17 protein-coding genes and 1 riboswitch are annotated in these 15,161 nt (G+C 65.2%); of the genes, 3 read left to right on the forward strand and 14 right to left on the reverse strand.

Annotation, left to right across the window (positions count from 1 at the left end):
- Window positions 1–35 precede the first annotated feature (35 nt).
- Genes CLN94_RS01465 through CLN94_RS01475 form a run of 3 tightly spaced genes read right to left on the reverse strand, consistent with a single transcriptional unit; the run spans window position 36 to window position 3,221 of the window.
- The gene (locus CLN94_RS01465) at window positions 36–731 is read right to left on the reverse strand and encodes a thiamine ABC transporter ATP-binding protein (RefSeq protein ID WP_096430283.1); all 696 of its coding nucleotides are present in this window, start codon (window positions 729–731) and stop codon (window positions 36–38) included.
- Window positions 715–2,259 (reverse strand): ABC transporter permease family protein, encoded by a 1,545-nt coding sequence (locus tag CLN94_RS01470; RefSeq protein ID WP_096430286.1) that lies wholly within the window; start codon window positions 2,257–2,259, stop codon window positions 715–717. The genes CLN94_RS01465 and CLN94_RS01470 overlap by 17 nt, the downstream gene beginning before the upstream one ends.
- On the reverse strand, window positions 2,235–3,221 hold the full coding sequence (locus tag CLN94_RS01475; protein WP_096430288.1) for a thiamine ABC transporter substrate-binding protein: 987 nt from the start codon (window positions 3,219–3,221) through the stop codon (window positions 2,235–2,237). Before CLN94_RS01475 ends, CLN94_RS01470 begins: the two co-directional genes overlap by 25 nt.
- 46 nt (window positions 3,222–3,267) lie before the next feature.
- Window positions 3,268–3,378, reverse strand: a riboswitch (TPP riboswitch).
- 89 nt (window positions 3,379–3,467) lie between these two features.
- Between CLN94_RS01475 and aroC the strand changes: the two genes are divergently transcribed.
- Both aroC and CLN94_RS01485 read left to right on the forward strand, forming a co-directional pair.
- Window positions 3,468–4,568, forward strand: a complete 1,101-nt coding sequence (aroC, locus tag CLN94_RS01480; RefSeq protein WP_096430290.1) for a chorismate synthase — start codon at window positions 3,468–3,470, stop codon at window positions 4,566–4,568.
- A 91-nt stretch (window positions 4,569–4,659) separates the two neighbouring features.
- Complete coding sequence (locus CLN94_RS01485) at window positions 4,660–5,289, forward strand: TetR/AcrR family transcriptional regulator (RefSeq protein ID WP_096430292.1); 630 nt, start codon at window positions 4,660–4,662, stop codon at window positions 5,287–5,289.
- Here the strand turns inward: CLN94_RS01485 and CLN94_RS01490 are convergent.
- The 7 genes from CLN94_RS01490 to CLN94_RS01520 form a co-directional block, all read right to left on the reverse strand.
- A complete protein-coding gene (locus tag CLN94_RS01490) occupies window positions 5,286–5,924 on the reverse strand; it encodes an NYN domain-containing protein (RefSeq protein WP_096430294.1) in 639 nt (212 codons plus the stop codon). The genes CLN94_RS01485 and CLN94_RS01490 overlap by 4 nt on opposite strands.
- Window positions 5,925–6,004: 80 nt before the next feature.
- The gene (locus tag CLN94_RS01495; RefSeq protein WP_096430296.1) at window positions 6,005–6,748 is read right to left on the reverse strand and encodes an NYN domain-containing protein; all 744 of its coding nucleotides are present in this window, start codon (window positions 6,746–6,748) and stop codon (window positions 6,005–6,007) included.
- Between the two features lie 111 nt (window positions 6,749–6,859).
- Window positions 6,860–7,651, reverse strand: coding sequence for a cytochrome c1 (locus tag CLN94_RS01500; protein WP_096430299.1), 792 nt, complete (start codon window positions 7,649–7,651; stop codon window positions 6,860–6,862).
- 16 nt (window positions 7,652–7,667) lie between these two features.
- The gene (gene petB / locus CLN94_RS01505; RefSeq protein ID WP_096430302.1) at window positions 7,668–8,981 is read right to left on the reverse strand and encodes a cytochrome b; all 1,314 of its coding nucleotides are present in this window, start codon (window positions 8,979–8,981) and stop codon (window positions 7,668–7,670) included.
- 11 nt (window positions 8,982–8,992) lie between these two features.
- Window positions 8,993–9,553, reverse strand: coding sequence for a ubiquinol-cytochrome c reductase iron-sulfur subunit (gene petA, locus CLN94_RS01510; RefSeq protein WP_096430716.1), 561 nt, complete (start codon window positions 9,551–9,553; stop codon window positions 8,993–8,995).
- 257 nt (window positions 9,554–9,810) lie between these two features.
- Window positions 9,811–10,524, reverse strand: a complete 714-nt coding sequence (locus CLN94_RS01515; protein ID WP_096430305.1) for a response regulator — start codon at window positions 10,522–10,524, stop codon at window positions 9,811–9,813.
- Window positions 10,524–11,024 (reverse strand): MarR family winged helix-turn-helix transcriptional regulator, encoded by a 501-nt coding sequence (locus CLN94_RS01520; protein ID WP_096430308.1) that lies wholly within the window; start codon window positions 11,022–11,024, stop codon window positions 10,524–10,526. The genes CLN94_RS01515 and CLN94_RS01520 overlap by 1 nt, the downstream gene beginning before the upstream one ends.
- Window positions 11,025–11,176: 152 nt before the next feature.
- On the opposite strand from CLN94_RS01520, the gene CLN94_RS01525 reads away from it, so the two are divergent.
- The gene (locus tag CLN94_RS01525; RefSeq protein ID WP_096430311.1) at window positions 11,177–12,046 is read left to right on the forward strand and encodes a branched-chain amino acid aminotransferase; all 870 of its coding nucleotides are present in this window, start codon (window positions 11,177–11,179) and stop codon (window positions 12,044–12,046) included.
- Window positions 12,047–12,135: 89 nt separating this feature from the next.
- Here the strand turns inward: CLN94_RS01525 and CLN94_RS01530 are convergent, their stop codons facing one another.
- From CLN94_RS01530 to fzlA, 4 genes are all read right to left on the reverse strand, one after another.
- Entirely contained in the window at window positions 12,136–12,321 is a 186-nt protein-coding gene (locus CLN94_RS01530) for a hypothetical protein (RefSeq protein WP_096430313.1), read from the reverse strand.
- Window positions 12,322–12,420: 99 nt separating this feature from the next.
- Window positions 12,421–13,335: a DMT family transporter gene (locus CLN94_RS01535; RefSeq protein ID WP_096430316.1), complete on the reverse strand. Its 915-nt coding sequence runs from the start codon at window positions 13,333–13,335 to the stop codon at window positions 12,421–12,423.
- Window positions 13,332–14,366, reverse strand: coding sequence for a tRNA epoxyqueuosine(34) reductase QueG (gene queG / locus CLN94_RS01540; RefSeq protein ID WP_096430319.1), 1,035 nt, complete (start codon window positions 14,364–14,366; stop codon window positions 13,332–13,334). Before queG ends, CLN94_RS01535 begins: the two co-directional genes overlap by 4 nt.
- A gap of 111 nt (window positions 14,367–14,477) precedes the next feature.
- Window positions 14,478–15,143, reverse strand: a complete 666-nt coding sequence (gene fzlA, locus CLN94_RS01545) for an FtsZ-binding protein FzlA (RefSeq protein ID WP_096430322.1) — start codon at window positions 15,141–15,143, stop codon at window positions 14,478–14,480.
- Window positions 15,144–15,161 lie beyond the last annotated feature (18 nt).

Genomic DNA, 15,161 nt, shown 5'->3' on the forward strand with positions numbered 1-15,161 from the left:
AATTCACCCGGCGGAGTATTTTTCGCTCGATGAAATCAGGCGCCGAGATAGGCGCGCAGGCTGGGCGGCGGGTTCGCCAGAAGTGCGGCGGTGTCTTGCGGCGGATGGGCGAGACCCTCGGCCACAAGGAGTGTCTGCGGGCAGAGCGCGGCGGCGTCTTCGGGGTCGTGTGTGACCATCAGGAGGGTCGTGCCCTGCTCGGCGGCAAGCTCTGCGGTCAGCGCGAGCATCTCGGCCTTGAGCGCGGGGCCGAGCGCCGAGAAGGGCTCATCGAGCAACAGAAGCGGGCGTGCGCGTAAAAGCGTGCGCGCGAGCGCCACGCGGCTTTGCTGCCCGCCGGACAGCTCGGCGGGTTTGCGAGGGCCGAGGCCCGCGAGGCCGGTCCGTTCCAGCGCAGCTTCGATGCGGGCGTGATCGGCGGGTGAGAGCCGCAAGCGCGGATCGAGGCCAAGGCCGATGTTTTGCGTCACACTCAGATGTGGGAACAGGTTCTGATCCTGAAACAGGATCGAGAGCGGTCGCGCGCCCGGCTCGGTGCGGGTGATGTCTTGCCCGGCCCAGAGGATGCGGCCCGAGGCGGGCGCCAGAAACCCCGTGATCGCCGCGAGCAGGGTGGATTTTCCCGCGCCTGAAGGGCCGATCACCGCGACGCGCGCGCCGGTGGCAACCGAGAGATCGGCGGCGAGGCGGAAGCTACCCTGTTCGAGGCGGAGGTTATCGAGGGTCAGCATGATGTCCGATCCGATCCAGAAGCCAGAAGAGCCCGAAGGTGAGTGCGATCAGCAGCGTCGCGGCGGCGGCGGCCTGATCCATCCGATAGGCGCCCATCAGTTGGAAAAGCGCAAGCGGCAGGGTCTGGGTGCGGCCGTCGGAAAACAGCGTGATGACGCCGAGGTCTCCCATTGAGAAGGCGGCGGCGAGCCCTGCGGAAAAACCCAATGGGCGGGCGAGGCGCGGCAGCGTCAGGAGCCGCAGGCGGGCCCAGCCGCTCATGTTCAGCGATGCCGCGAGCCGGTCGTAATCGGCTTGCAGCACGCGCACCTCTGGGATTAGGAGCCGCACCGCGAAGGGCAGCGACAGCGCCGCATTCGCGATCAGCGTGACCGGTAGCGCGAGGCTAGAGGCGGCGACGAAGGGGCGTGCAATCAGGTAAAGCCCGGTGCCCATCACCAGCGCCGAGGCGGTGAGCGGGAGCATCGCGGCGGCCTCGGCCCAGCGGGTGCGCGGTGCGGCCAGAGCCAGCGGCAGCGCGAGCAGGATCGTCAGCACCGTCGAGGCGGCCGCGAGCCCGAGCGAGGTGGCGCTGGCGGCCCAGATCGAGGCGGGCAGGTCGGCAAGGCCCGGAACGCCGCGCGCGAGGATCAGGGTGATCGGCACCAGCAGGAACAGCGCCGCAGCGGCGATGGCCGTGCTGTCGATCAGCCGTGTGAAGGGGCCGCCTGTGAGGCCAGCGACCGGCGGGCGATCCAGTCCCGCGCCAAAGCCTGCGCGCAGGGTCAGCCGCGCCGAGATCGCCAGCGCGCCAAGGCACAGCCCCACCTGCATCAGCGCCAGCGTGGCGGCGCGGCCAAGATCGAAATCGAAGCGGAAGGCCTGATAAATCGCCAGCTCGACGGTTGTCGCCTTGGGCCCGCCGCCCAGCGTCAGGGCAATCGCGAAAGAGGTCAGGCAGACAAGGAAAATCGCCAGAAACGCGCCGGGCAGGACCGCGCGCAGCATCGGACGTTCAAGATGGCGGGTGACCCCGGCAGGCGCGAAGCCGAGGCTTGCGGCCAGCCGGAAACGTTCAGACGGGATCGCTTGCCAACCGTGCAGCACCATCCGCGTGGCCAGCGGCAGGTTAAAGAACACATGCGCAAGGATCACCCCATGCGCGCCGTAGATGGTCATGCCCGGCAGGCCGAGCGCGTCGAGCGCGCCATTGACCAGCCCGCGCCGCCCGAAGACCGCGATCAGCCCCATCACGGCGGCGATTGTCGGCAATATGAAGGGGGCGCCCATCAGCGAGATCAGCAGGTCCCGCCCGGCAAAGCGCCGCCGGTGCAGGGCGCGCGCGACCGGCACCGCCAGCGCGCAGCTGATCACTGCCGAGACCGCCGCTTGCCAAACCGTGAACCACAGCGCGTCAAGGTCGCGCGGCCCAAGCGCCGAAAAGCCCCCGGCGCGGATTGTCACCGCGCCGAGTGTGCCCAGCACGAGCGCTGCCAGCAGGCTTGCCGACAGCGCCGCCGGGATCAGTTGCCGAAGGCTGCGAGCCATTCCTCAAGCGCGGGGGCGCGCAGGGCTTCGGCCTCGGTTTCCGAATAGAACAGCGTCTTTTCGGGGCGCGGCAGGGCGGCGAAGCCCTCGGGCAGGAAGCCCTCTTTGATGACGGCCGGATAGGACCAGTTGGCGGTGGCGATCATCGACTGGAAGCCGTCCGAGAGGATGTAATCCATGAAGCTCTGGGTGAGTTCGGGCGTGTCGGTGGTGCGCAGCTGGCCGACCAGCTCGGTCATGAAGTAATGGCCCTCGGAAAAGATCGCGGCGGCTTTGGTGTCGTCGCCCTCTGCAACGATGTGATAGGCCGGCGAGGTGGTGTAGCTCAGCACCATATCCACTTCGCCATCGGTAAAGAGCCCGTAGGCCTCGGACCAGCCGGGCGTCACGGTCAGCACCTTGGGCGCCAGTTTCGTCCAGGCTTCGGGGGCCTGATCGCCATAGATCGCCTTGACCCAGAGCAAGAGCGCCAGCCCCGAGATCGAGCTGCGCGGGTCCTGGATCGCGATCTTCAGATCGTCGGGCGCGTTCAGCAGGTCGTCGAACGAGGCGGGCGGATTGGCGAGCTTCGTCTTGTCGTAGACAAAGGCGGTTTCGCCCCAGTTGAAGGGCAGGAACACCTCATCCGTCCACGCGATCGGCAGGGTCAGGACGCTGGTGTCCTGCCCGTGCGGCGCGAAAAGGCCGGTGGCGCGCGCGCGCGCGGTCACGTCGGTATTCAGCCCGATCACCGCATCGGCCTCGGTCTTGTCGCCTTCCAGCAACAGCCGGGGCAGCACGTCGCCCGCCACGAACTGCAGGTCGCAGTTGCAGGTCGCCTCGAATCCTTCCTCGATCTTCGGGCCGGGGCCCCATTCCGAGGTGAAATAGTCGGGCGCATAGACAGTGAGCACGGGCTTGTCTTCGGCCAGCACAGGGCTGGCAGCCGCAACAAGACCCGCAAGCATCAGAGTTTTCTTCATTTCATTCGCTCCATTGCTGACGGGCGGGGTCAGGGAGCGAATCCGGGTGGATTGCCGAAACCTTCCCTCCGCCGGTCTTAACCGGTTCAGGTTCAACGGGTTCGCTTGCGCATCTCAGCCGGGGGCGCGAGGCCCCTCGGCACCCCGAGGTAGCGCGAAACATAGCCCCGATGCGGGCGCTTGCAAGGGGAAAGCGCTTGGAATTTGGCCCCCGCGCCGCTAATCGGAGGGCAAAGGAGAGCGATCATGAGCTTCAACACCTTCGGACATGTCTTCCGCGTTACCACCTGGGGCGAAAGCCACGGGCCTGCGCTGGGCGCCACCGTCGATGGCTGCCCGCCCGGCATCGAGATCTCCGAAGAGTTCATCCAGGTGTTCCTCGATCGCCGCCGCCCCGGTCAGTCGAAACAGACCACCCAGCGTCAGGAGCCCGATCAGGTGCGTATCCTCTCGGGGGTGTTCGAGGGCAAGACCACCGGCACGCCGATCCAGCTGATGATCGAGAACACCGACCAGCGCAGCCGCGATTACGGCGAGATCTCGCGCCAGTTCCGTCCGGGTCACGCCGACATCACCTATCACCAGAAATACGGCATCCGCGACTATCGCGGCGGTGGCCGGTCCTCGGCGCGCGAAACCGCCGCGCGGGTGGCGGCCGGGGGCGTCGCGCAGGCGGTGCTGGCGCAGCTCGTGCCCGGTCTGCGGATCTTCGGCTACATGATCCAGATGGGCGCCAAGCACATCAACCGCGCGCGGTTCGACCGCGAGGAGATCCTGCGCAACCCGTTCTTCATTCCCGATGCCGAGGCCGTGGACGAATGGGCCGATTACCTCGGCGCGATCCGCAAGAACCACAATTCCGTCGGCGCGATGATCGAGCTGGTGGCCGAGGGCTGCCCGGCGGGTCTTGGCGCGCCGATCTATGCGAAAATGGACACCGATCTGGCCGCCGCGATGATGTCGATCAACGCGGTGAAGGGCGTCGAGATCGGCGAGGGCATGGCCGCGGCCGAGCTGACCGGCGTCGACAATGCCGATGAGATCGTGATGGGCCCGAACGGCCCGGAGTTCCTCTCGAACCACGCCGGCGGCATCCTGGGCGGCATCACCACCGGCCAGCCGGTCGTGCTGCGCTTCTCGGTCAAACCCACCTCGTCGATCCTGACCCCGCGCCGCTCGATCAACACGGCGGGCGAAGAGGTCGAGGTCATCACCAAGGGCCGCCACGACCCTTGCGTCGGCATCCGCGCGGTGCCGGTGGCCGAGGCGATGATGGCCTGCGTCATCCTCGATCACCTGCTGCTCGACCGCGCCCAGACCGGCGGTCGGCGCGGCCAGATCGGCTGAGGCCTCCCCGGGCGAATATTCGTTACGTCACTCCAGCTTGCCCGAAGTGCCGCGGGCGCGCTATTCTGCACCATATCGTTCAGGAGGACCGATGGACGTCGAATCCAACAAGCCGGAGATCCGCAAGGGCCGCAAATTCGACCAGGTGCTCGAGGGCGCGCGGGCGGTGTTCCTGCGTGACGGGTTCGAGGGTGCCTCGGTCGACGACATCGCGCGCGAGGCGGGCGTGTCGAAAGCCACGCTCTACAGCTATTTCCCCGACAAGCGGCTCCTGTTCATGGAGGTCGCGAAATGCGAATGCGCGCGTCAGGCCGATGAGGCCGCCGCCCTGATCGAGCCCGAGCAGATGCCCGTGGCCGAGGTGCTGCGCTTTGCCGCCGAGCGGATGATCGAGTACATGTCCTCGCCCTTCGCCCTGCAGACCTACCGGCTCTGCGTCGCCGAGGCCGACCGGTTCCCGCAGCTTGGCCACGAGTTCTATCATTCCGGCCCCGAGGTCGTGCGCCGCCACATGGTCGATTATCTCGGCAAGGCGGTGGCCAAGGGCGAGCTGCGCATCGACGATCTCGAACTTGCCGCCGACCAGTTCGCCGAACTGTGCAAGGTCGATATCCACAACCGGCTGATCTTTGGCGTCAGCGGCTGCTGTAACCCGCGCGACCGCGACCGCATCATCGACGGCGCCGTCGAGATGTTCTTGGCGCGGTACGGGGTGCGCTAAAGCGTTCGAACCGAAGTGTCGGCCCCGCTTCCGTTGATCTTGAAGGCTGCCGGATGCGCGGCGATGAAGCTGCGCCAGGTCTTGGTCGTCGGGTGCTCCGAAATCTTGAACTCGGGCCGCGCGCGCCGCATCAGCTCGTTGATCCGGGTGAGCTTCAGTGCCCCGCCATTCTGGCGGATCATCTCGGTTAGCTCGGCCTTGATCGTGGATTTGCGCTGCACAGGGGCCACCTCGCCTCCGAACTCGGTGAAGCTGCTGTAGGCCGCACGGGTCTCCGGCTTGGTGGCGCTGCCGCCAAAGCCATGAACCGGCACGCCCTGTTCGCGCAGATAGAGCGCGAGATGCAGGAAATCCGAGTCGCTGCTGGCAATCGCGAACGCATCGGCGAGGCCGCGATGGAACAGGTCCAGCGCCTCGATGCAGAGCGCCATATCGGCGGCATTCTTGGCCGAGTTGACATGTACGAAGCGCAGGCCCGCGACGCTGGTCCAGCCATGCGCGTGATCGACATGGCCATAAGCACGGCGGATGATTGGTTGCCCGCTCTTGCTGGCGTGGCGCATCAGCTCGTCGGCACAGGTGCTGTTGAGGTTCTCGGCGTCGATCAGCAAGGCCAGACGCGGCGGGTTCGACATGATGAAATTCCTTGATACGAATGAACCAAGGAAAGCGCGGTCGGCCCGGGATTGTCAACGCCCGGGCGCCGTGCCGGATGTCAGGCCTTGTCGCGCACCAGAAGGTGGTTGCCTTCGCCTTTCTTGACCTCGAAGCGCCCGGTTTTCTTCAGCAGGTCCGAGAGTTTCGCGCTGCCATAGGTGCGGGTGTCGAAATCGGGATTTGCCTGCGAGATGAACTGGCCGAGCTGGCCCAGCGAATACCATTCTTCTTCCAGCCCGATCCGCTTCATAGCGGCGATCACAAGCGGGATGGCCTTGCTCGGCGGGAGCTTCTCGCTGCTGGACTGGGGCGCGGGGGCCGCCTCGCCGCCGGTGCCGGTTGCCGGAGCGGGGGCGCTTTCATCGCCGAGGTTCTCGGCATAGATGAAACGTTTGCAGGCGTTGCGGAACGCCTCCGGGGTCTTTTTCTCGCCGATGCCGTAAACGTCCAGCCCCTGTTCGCGGATGCGCGAGGCAAGCCGGGTGAAGTCGCTGTCCGAAGACACCAGCACAAAGCCGTCGAACAGCCCCGAATGCAGGAAGTCCATGGCCGCGATCACCAGCCCGATATCGGAGGCATTCTTTCCCTTGGTATTCGAGAATTGCTGATCGGCGACCATGCCGAGCGTGTTGACCTTCTTGGCCCAGCCGCTCAGCCGGCTTGACGACCAGTCGCCATAGATCCGGCGCACGCTGGCTTCGCCGAGCCCCGAGATTTCCTGAAAGATGGCTTCTGCGTATTGCGCGGGCACATTGTCCGCGTCGATCAGAACACAGAGGCGCGGGGCGCGGGTGGTTGTCATGGTTTCTCCTGTTGGTTGCGGACACATTAGTCGATCCGGGGTGCCGCTACCATGGCAAAGAAAAACGCGCCCCGAAGGGCGCGTTTCCCGAGTTCAGACCAAGGCGGACGCTTAGGCGTGCTTGCCTTTGTGCGGCGCCCAGAGGCGCTTGTTGGTCAGGTAGAGCAGGGTGGTCAGCAGCGTCAGCAGCAGCACACCCACGAAGCCCCACTGCTTGCGCGCCATGAGCTTCGGCTCGGCGGCCCACATCAGGAAGGCCGAGACGTCTTCGGCCATGTGATGGACCGAGGCCTCGTGACCGTCTTCATACTCGATCAGTTCGTCCGAGAGCGGCGGCGGCATCGAGATCAGGCCGCCCGGGAAGGCGGTGTTCTCGTAGAAGATCGAGCCAGCCATCTCGACTTCCTCGCCGGTGTAGCCGGTCAGGATCGAGACGATGTACTCGGGGCCACCGATGCCGTTCACCAGCTGCGAGATACCCGTGCCGTAGGGGCCGTGGAAGCCCGCGCGGGCCTTCGCCATCAGCGAAAGGTCCGGACCCATGCCATCACCGCGACGGGTGGGGAACATGTCGGTTTCCTTGCGCGGACGGGTCTCGTCGGTTTCCGGATCGTAGACTTCGTCCAGCTCGGCCGCGAAAGCGCGCACCCAGGCCGGATCCATCTGCGGGCCACCTTCGTCAGCCAGCGTGCGCAGCGGCACGAACTTCATGCCGTGGCAGGCCGCGCAGACTTCGCGGTAGACTTGGAAGCCGCGACGCAGCTGCTGCTGGTCGTACTTGCCGAACGGGCCTTCGAACGAGAAGGCGACATCGTGGATGTGCCCTTCCGAACCCGCGCCCATCGCCGCACCGGTGCCCAGAACGAGCGCGGAAACGGCAGAAATCAGAAGCTTTTTCATGATATCCTAGTCCTTTTCCTTACTCGGCCGAGGTGCCGTAGTGGTTGTTGAAGTCTTCTTCGATCGTTGCCGGCATCGGCAGCGGTTTTTCGATCAGGCCGAGCACCGGCAGGATCACGAAGAAGTAGCCGAACCAGTAGGTCGCACCGATCAGCGAGATGTAGGGATAGATCCCGTCGGTCGGCATCGCGCCCACCCACATCAGCACCACGAAGTCGATCGCGAGCAGCCAGAACCACCATTTGAACATCGGACGGAACTGACCCGAGCGGACTTTCGAAGTGTCCAGCCAGGGCGCCAGCGCCATCGCGATGATCGCACCGAACATCGCGATCACGCCGAAGAACTTGGCGTCGACGATGCCGAAGGTGATCTTGTTGACCAGGATCACGGCCCAGACGTCAGCGGTAAAGGCCCGCAGGATCGCGTAGAACGGCAGGAAGTACCATTCGGGCACGATATGCGCCGGGGTCGAGAGCGGGTTCGCCTCAATGTAGTTGTCGGGGTGGCCGAGGTAGTTCGGCATGAAGCCCACGACCGCGAAGAAGATCAGCAGGACCAGCGCCAGGGCGAAGAGATCCTTGATCACGAAATACGGCCAGAAGGGCAGGGTGTCTTTCTCGGCTTCGGCTTTCGAGCCGCGACGCACTTCGACACCGGTCGGGTTGTTGTTGCCCGTGGTGTGGAAGGCCCAGATGTGGACGGCGACGAGGGCCGCGATCACGAAGGGCAGCAGGTAGTGCAGCGAGAAGAAGCGGTTCAGCGTGGCGTTGTCCACGGCCGGCCCGCCCAGGAGCCAGGCCTGAATGTCCGGGCCGATGCCCGGGATCGCGCCGAACAGGCCGGTGATCACGGTGGCACCCCAGAAGGACATCTGACCCCAGGGCAGCACGTAGCCCATGAAGGCGGTGCCCATCATCGCGAGATAGATCACCATGCCGACGATCCAGGTCACTTCGCGCGGAGCTTTGTACGAACCGTAGTAGAGGCCGCGGAAGATGTGGATGTAGACCGCAAGGAAGAACAGCGAGGCGCCGTTCGCATGCATGTAGCGCAGCATATAGCCGCCGTTCACGTCGCGCATGATGTGCTCGACCGAGGCAAAGGCCAGGTCGACATGGGGCGTGTAATGCATCACCAGAACGATACCGGTGACGATCTGAAGCGCGAGGCAGAACGCGAGGACGATGCCCCAGATCCACCACCAGTTCAGGTTTTTCGGCGTCGGGATCATGATGGTGTCATAGATCAGACCGACGATGGGAAGACGGTTATGCAACCATTTCTCGATGCCCGTCTTGGGCTCGTAATGGTCGTGCGGGATGCCAGCCATAGAGTTCCTCCTCAGCCCAGCAGAATGGTCGATTCATCGGTGAACTGGGCCACCGGAATGTCGAGGTTGCGCGGCGCCGGACCTTTGCGGATGCGGCCCGAAGTGTCGTAGTGCGAACCGTGGCAGGGGCAGAACCAGCCACCGAAATCGCCCGAGCCGTTGCCGATCGGAACGCAGCCCAGGTGGGTGCACACGCCGATCATCACCAGCCATTCGCCAGCTTCGTCCAGAGCGCGGTTTTCATCCGAGGCGTCGGCGCCCGGCTTGTTCGCGTTCTCGGCGGTCTGGTCGATCAGTTCGCCCAGGTCCACGGCGCGCGCGGCGTCGATTTCGTCCTGGGTGCGGCGACGGATGAACACCGGCTTGCCGCGCCATTTCACGGTCAGCTGGGTGCCGGTTTCAACGCCCGAGATGTCGACATAGATCGACGACATCGCTTTCACGTCCGCCGAGGCGTTCATCTGGTTGACCAGCGGCCAGACCGCTGCGCCGGTGACGACAGCGCCGGTGCCGGCGGTGGCGAAATAGAGGAAATCCCTCCGGGTGCCTGCGTTATCTTCTGCGTGGGACACGTGCATTCTCCCTTCCCGGGCCTGAATGAGGCCGATACGACGGTCCGGGCCGCACCGAAGTGCCGCCGAACATGGCCGCTCTTTAGCAATCACAACCTTGTCAGTCCAGCATGCATTCGGTTGAGCCGGGGGCCTAATTGCCGCATTGCGCGAATATTTTTCGCCTGAGGCCACCGCGCGGCGGAATGACCGGCGCTAACGGTGCCGGGGTGCTCAAATCCCCGGCGGCCCGCAGGGGCAGGCCGGGGCGGGGCGACTCAGTCCGGGGCCAGCAGATAGCCGATGCCACGCACCGTCTGCAGATAGCGCGGCTCGCGCGGATCGGGCTCGATCTTGCGGCGCAGACGCGTGATCTGGACGTCGATCGCGCGGTCGCCTGCGCCTTCTTCGCTGGTGCCCGGGCGGTCGCGACCCAGCTCGTCGATCAGCTCGGCGCGGCTGATCACCTCGCCCGTGCGCGCAGCGAAGATCCGCATCAGCGCGCCCTCGGTGGCGGTCAGCCGCACGGGCTCGTCACCCGACCACATCTCGCCCCGGTCCTGGTCATAGCGCAGCGCGCCCAGATGCAGATATTTCGGGCCAGTTTGCGCCTCTTGCGGCACGCGGCGCAGGATCGCGTTGATCCGCAGCAACAGCTCCTTCGGCTCGAAGGGCTTGGCGAGGTAGTCATCCGCGCCCGCCTCCAGCCCCTCGATCCGGTCGCGGGTCTCGCCGCGCGCGGTCAGCAGCAGGATCGGCGTCGCGATCTTGCGGCGCAGGTCCCGCGTGAGGCTCAGCCCGTCCTCGCCGGGCATCATCACATCCATCACGATCAGGCTGAATTCCAGCGCCGTCAGGAGCTTGCGCGCATGCGCCGCGTCACGTGCGGCGGTCACCAGAAAACCGTTTCGGATCAGGAACTTCTGCAGAAGCGTCCGGATCCGTTCGTCATCATCCACGATCAGCAGATGCGGTGCGTTGGCAAGGGTCATCAGCCGCCGTCCCGCATCGACTGGTAATGGCGCAATTGCTGCGGGTCCATCATCGCCTCGAGCACCTGCCGGAAGCCCGCGACCGCTTGCGGGCCGGCCGCGCGATAGGCCGCGCGCATCCGCCCGCGCTGTGCCTCGGACAGCTCGCGTTCGAGCGCCGCGCCCTTGTCGGTCAGGTGCAGGCGCCGTTCGCGCCGGTCTTTGGTGCCGACGCGGCTTTCCACCAGACCGTCCTCGATCAGCGTGCGCAGAACCCGGTTGAGGCTCTGCTTGGTCACGCCCAGCACGTCCAACAGCGTCGTCACCGTCAGCCCGGGCTGACGGTTGATGAAATGGACCGCGCGGTGATGCGCGCGCCCGTAGCCATGCTCTTCAAGGATCCTGTCCGGGTCGGCTGTAAAGCCGCGATAGGCGAAGAACATCGCCTCGATCCCCTTGCGCAGCTGCTCGTCGGTCAGGAACAGGAGCGTTTCGCCCCCAGTCGCCGGAATGTCGGCCATGATCTCCTCTCACTTTTTTCCGACTTTATGTCAGCCTTGTTGACTTTCCAAGAATCAATTGTTACCCATCCGTCGATTTCGCGCAATAATATGTCCAATGCGGACCAAATCTGCGCAACTTTCGAAAACCGGATGATCCGAAGGAGGATAAAATGGCCGGGGCTTATGATGATCGCGATGGCAAGATCTGGATGGATGGCAAGCTTGTGGAGTGGCGTGACGCCAAGGTCCACATTCTGACGCACGCACTGCATTACGCCTCCTCGGTCTTCGAGGGTGAGCGTTGCTACAACGGCAAGATCTTCAAATCGGTTGAGCATTCGGAGCGCCTGCACAAATCGGCGAACCTGCTCGACTTCCAGATCCCCTATACCGTGGAGCAGATCGAGCAGGCGAAATACGACGTGCTCAAGGCCAATGGCTGGGACAATGCCTATGTTCGTGCGCTGGCCTGGCGCGGGGCGGGGCAGGATATGGGTGTCGCGTCGCGCAACAACCCGGTGCGTCTGGCCGTGGCGGCCTGGGAATGGGGCAACTATTATGGCGATGCCAAGATGAAGGGCGCCAAGCTCGACATCTCGAAATGGCGCCGCCCCGATCCGAAGACGATCCCCTCCGAGGCGAAGGCCGCCGGTCTCTACATGATCTGCACCATGTCCAAGCATGCCGCCGAAGACAAAGGCTGCTCGGATGCGCTGATGATGGATTATCGCGGCTATGTGGCCGAGGCGACCGGCGCTAACGTGTTCTTCGTGAAGAACGGCGAAGTGCACACGCCCAAGCCCGATTGCTTCCTTAACGGGATCACCCGCCAGACTGTGATCGGCATGCTCAAGGAAAAAGGCATCACCGTCCACGAGCGCCATATCGAGCCGGTGGAACTCACGGGCTTCGAGCAGTGCTGGCTGACCGGCACCGCCGCCGAAGTAACTCCCGTGGGCCAGATCGGCGATTTCCACTTCGAAGTGGGTGCGCTGACCCGCGACATCGCGGAAAGCTACGAAAAGCTGGTGCGTAGCTGATCGCGTCGGGGGCCCGTCAGGCGGGCCCCGCGCTACCAAAAATCAAGGGCGTGCCGCAGGGCGCGCCCTTTTCTCATGGAAAACCGGGATCAGGCTTCTTCGCCGCGCTCGATGCGCAGGAATTCCTTGGTTTTCGTATCGCCCCGGTCGGCCGGGCGCTGCGACAGTTCTTTCACCGCCGGGTGCACGCCGCTTTTGCGGTCGATGTCGAGGAATTCCTTCACCCGTGTGCCTTCGGCCTTGGGCTCGTTGTGGTCGATGATGTGCTTGGTCATGTCTGGCCTCCATTTCATCCCCATCGGGAGGGAAACCTAGCACGGTTCGCCGGAAAAAGCGACCGGGCATGGTGCCGCAGGGTGAATGGCCGGCAGTGGTCAGCCGGGCGGGCTCATGGCGCGGCGCTGGCGGGCGCGCTCGATCCCCAGTTGCCGCTCGCGCCAGACGATCAGGACGCCGGCCGCGATCACCAGCGCCGCGCCGCCCAGCATCACCAGCGTCGGCACCTCGTCGAAGACAAGGTAGCCCACCGCCAGCGCCATCAGCATCGAGGCATATTCGAAGGGCGCCACGATTGAGGCATCCGCCGCGCGATAGGCTGAGGTCAGCAGGATCTGCGCCACGCCCCCGATCAGCCCCGCCAGCACCAGAAGCGCAATGGCCCAGAGCGGCGGCATCACCCAGCCGAAGGGCAGGGTTGCGAAGGACAGCACCGTTGCCGTGCAGGAAAACCAGAACACGATGGCCGAGGTGGTCTCGGTCTTCGTCAGCTTGCGGATGAAGATCTGCGCCAGCGCCGCGAACACCGCCCCCATCAGCGCGACCATCGCGCCAAAGGCCGCGCGCGAGTCTCCTACGCCCGAGAGTCGCGGGCTGAGGATAATCAGCACCCCCAAGAGCCCCAGCGCCACCGACGTCAGCCGAAAGGCGCGGACCTCTTCGCCGAGGAACATCGCGGCGAAGATCACCACCAGGAGCGGCGCGGCATAGCCGATCGCGGTGGCCTCGGGCAGGGGCAGGATGCCGATGCCGGCAAACATCAGCCCCATCGCGCAGGTGCCGATCAGCCCGCGCCAGACATGGCCCATCGGGCTTGCGACCTTGAGCCCGTGGCGCAGATCGCCCCGGCTCGCCAGCCAGACCAGCGTGATCGGGATCGCGAAGAGCGAGCGGAAAAACACCTGCTCGCCGGGGGGCACTTCGCCCGCCGTGGCCTTGAGGATCGCCGACATCGCGACGAACAGCGCGACCGAGCCGATCTTGAACAGGATGCCGCGGGCGGTGTCGCTCATGGCGCAGCCCCCAGCCGCTCGAGCGCCCATTGCGCGGCTTCGCGCACCACCGGATCGGGGTCCGCAAGATGCGGGCGCGCGGCGTCAGTCAGCGCGGGATCACCGGAGTTTCCGATGGCATAGAGCACGTTGCGCAGCATCCGGTCGCGCCCGACCCGCTTGATCGGGCTGCCGGAAAACCGCGCGCGGAATGCGGCGTCGTCCAGTGCGGCCAGTTCCGCCAGTGGCGGGTGCCCGACCTGATCGGCATAGCGCATCTCGCGCGCCTCTGCGGCGAACTTGTTCCAGGGGCAGGCGGCGAGGCAATCGTCGCAACCATAGATCCGGTTGCCCATCGCCGCGCGCAGATCCTGCGCGATCGGGCCCTTGTGCTCGATCGTGAGGTAGGAAATGCAGCGTCGTGCATCGAGCTGGTAGGGCGCGGGAAAGGCGCCGGTCGGGCAGGCGTCGAGGCAGGCGGTGCAATTGCCGCAATGGCTGTCTTCGGGCGGATCGGGGGGAAGTTCGATCGTGGTGAAAATCGCGCCCAGAAAGAACCAACTGCCCAGATCGCGCGCGAGAAGGTTGGTGTGCTTGCCCTGCCAGCCGAGCCCCGAGGCCTGGCCGAGAGGCTTTTCCATCACCGGCGCGGTGTCGACGAAAACCTTGATCGCCTCGCCCTCGGCCTGATCCAGCAGCCAGCGCCCGACGCGCTTGAGGCGCTTCTTCACGATGTCATGGTAATCGCGTCCGCGCGCGTAGACCGAAATCGCGCCGCGATCGGGCAGGCCGACCACCGCCATCGGGTCTTCGTCGGGCGTGTAGGTCTCGGCCAGCATGATCACCGAGCGTGCCTCCGGCCAGAGCTGGTCGGGGGCGCCGCGCCAGCTCATCCGCTCTTTCATCCAGCCCATCTGGCCATGTCGCCCGGCCGCGACAAAGGCCTGCAGCCGCGCGGCGATCTCGGGCACGGCGTCGGGGCGGCAGATGCGCGCCTTGGAGAAGCCTTCGGACAGGGCCTGGTCGATCAGCCGGGATTTCAGATCCTGCACCGGTACGCTCCTTTCGGGGCGGGGCAGGGGCGCTGCCCCTCTTGGCCCGCGGCCAATTCACCCCGGGATATTTGGGGCAAACTGAAAGCCGGGAGCGGCCCCGCGCCGGGATCAGAAATCAAGCTCGGCATATTGCGGGGCGGGCGGAAGGCCCGGCAGTTGGTCGGCCAGAAGCGAGCGGAAGGCCGGGCGCGATTTGATCTTGGCATACCAGTCGCGCACCGCTTCCGAGCGGTTCCAGTCCACGTCCGAGATATAGTCGAGGCAGCTCAGATGGGCGGCGGCGGTAAAATCGGCAAGCGTCATCATGTCGCCCGCGAGCCAGCGGCGCTGGTCGAGGAGCCAGCCGAGGTAGTCGAGGTGATACTTGATCGCGCCGAGCCCCTCCTTGACGGTCTTCGAATCCGGGTAACCCTGTTTCATCACCTTCTTCCAGACCCGCTCGCCCATCACCTTGCGGGTGACCTCAGTGTTGAACTTGTCGTCGAACCAGGCGCAGAGCCGGCGCACCTCGAAGCGTGCATCGGCGCCTTTCGGCATTAGCGCGGGCTCGGGGTGGGTTTCCTCGAGATATTCGCAGATCGCCTGGCTTTCGGTCAGCATCTTGCCGTCGATCTTCAGCACCGGGACCTTGCCGGCGGGGTTGCGGCGCAGGAAATCGGGGTTTTGCTCCCAATAGCGTTCCTCGACCAGCTCCACCTCGATCTTCTTCTCGGCCAGCGTCAGCCGGACCTTGCGACAGAAGGGCGAGAGGGGCACGTGGTAAAGACGGTTCATGGGAATTCGCGCGAAAGG

The organism is Pseudothioclava arenosa (assembly GCF_002358085.1).
Classification (GTDB): domain Bacteria; phylum Pseudomonadota; class Alphaproteobacteria; order Rhodobacterales; family Rhodobacteraceae; genus Pseudothioclava; species Pseudothioclava arenosa.